This is a genomic window from Candidatus Aquicultor secundus (assembly GCF_002791875.1).
Classification (GTDB): Bacteria; Actinomycetota; Aquicultoria; order Aquicultorales; family Aquicultoraceae; genus Aquicultor_A; species Aquicultor_A secundus.
The window spans coordinates 4,151-5,325 of the sequence record NZ_PFNG01000230.1 but is presented as its reverse complement, the minus strand read 5'-3'; the positions used below and the strand labels follow the sequence as shown (position 1 = coordinate 5,325).

Sequence of the window (1,175 nt, the reverse complement as noted above, 5' to 3'; positions counted from 1 at the left end):
CACCCTTGCCCTTGGCTAATGGTTCCCACTGCCAAGCCCATAGCGGACTTTCACCGCCAAGCTATCGCCCATGCCGGGCGCACACGAAAAAATGGCTTGTCAAAGCCATAATTTGACAAGCCATTACAGGGGCTGCCCTAAGTGGACGCTATTCAAACTTTGAGTTATTGGAGAAGCTATCGAGATATATCTCTGAGCTGAAGTGATCAATCTCTTAAATCACATATTTATTAAGTGCTCTACCAGAGCATCTTATGGCGTTCAGCAGTCAGCTTCCGCATTAGCTCCGTTTTGAGCTACTTCAGGCTCGATACCTTCATTTTTGAGTTCTTCGAGTGTGGGCTTCTTTGGCCCTTTCTCGGCCATAAGTCTCGTTTTGTGAGCGCCTACCGTCATAGCTAACATGACGACTTCGTTGATCTCTGTCTCTGTCGCTCCATGCTGCCTTGCAACTGTAAGGCAGTAATCAGTTCAGGGCTGGCACCCTGCTGCAAGAGATGCGGCAAGCGCAACAAGATGCTTGGTTTTAACATCCATGGCTCCCGCCTGGTAAGTTAAAGAGAAAAAATCATCGTAAACATCCATCGGATTTGATGGTTTATGCTCAACCACTTTTTTAACCTCCCAATTTCCCCCAAAATAAGGGCACTTGCTAACTCGACAACCATGGGGGTGTCTTTCAACATATGTACAGGATATTTCCCGCTCCTTGATTGAAAGCGTTATATTGAACTTTTCTTCCAGGAAATCTGTGGCAACAAGTAAGGATGCCCGCACATACGCTTTACAGCAGCTTGGGCCTGTAAGGTCTCTGATTACCTCTGAGATCCGAGTTGCCGCGTCCATCGTAATCCTCTGTTCGATATCCTTGCCGCATTTTGAGCCAAGAAGTACCGCAAAGCATGCCCCGATTGCCGGTGCGATGCCGCAAACTCCGGTAAGACCACAATATCCCCCGGTAGCCTGTCTCTCGGTTCTTTTGAATACTTCTTTTATATCTTCATTTGTAATCTTTTTCGGCCTTCGTTTTTTATTGCTGCCATCAAGGCACCGGCAGCAATATAGGCGTGCTGGCATCCTAGCATCGGAAGAGCGGGATGAGCCATCATGAGTTCAGATATCTCAACCGGATCTTTTGAGGTGGTTGTAAAAGCAATGTCCTCTATTGCTTCAAT

At 47.1% G+C, this 1,175-nt stretch carries 2 protein-coding genes; both read right to left on the bottom strand.

From position 1 onward, the window contains the following. Nucleotides 1–471 precede the first annotated feature (471 nt). Nucleotides 472–1,077, bottom strand: a complete 606-nt coding sequence (locus COY37_RS09790) for a DUF5714 domain-containing protein (protein WP_286977424.1) — start codon at nucleotides 1,075–1,077, stop codon at nucleotides 472–474. After that, nucleotides 993–1,175, bottom strand: a 183-nt coding sequence (locus tag COY37_RS09785; RefSeq protein ID WP_286977420.1) for a DUF5714 domain-containing protein, incomplete at its 5' end; no start/stop codon positions are given. The genes COY37_RS09790 and COY37_RS09785, both read right to left, overlap by 85 nt.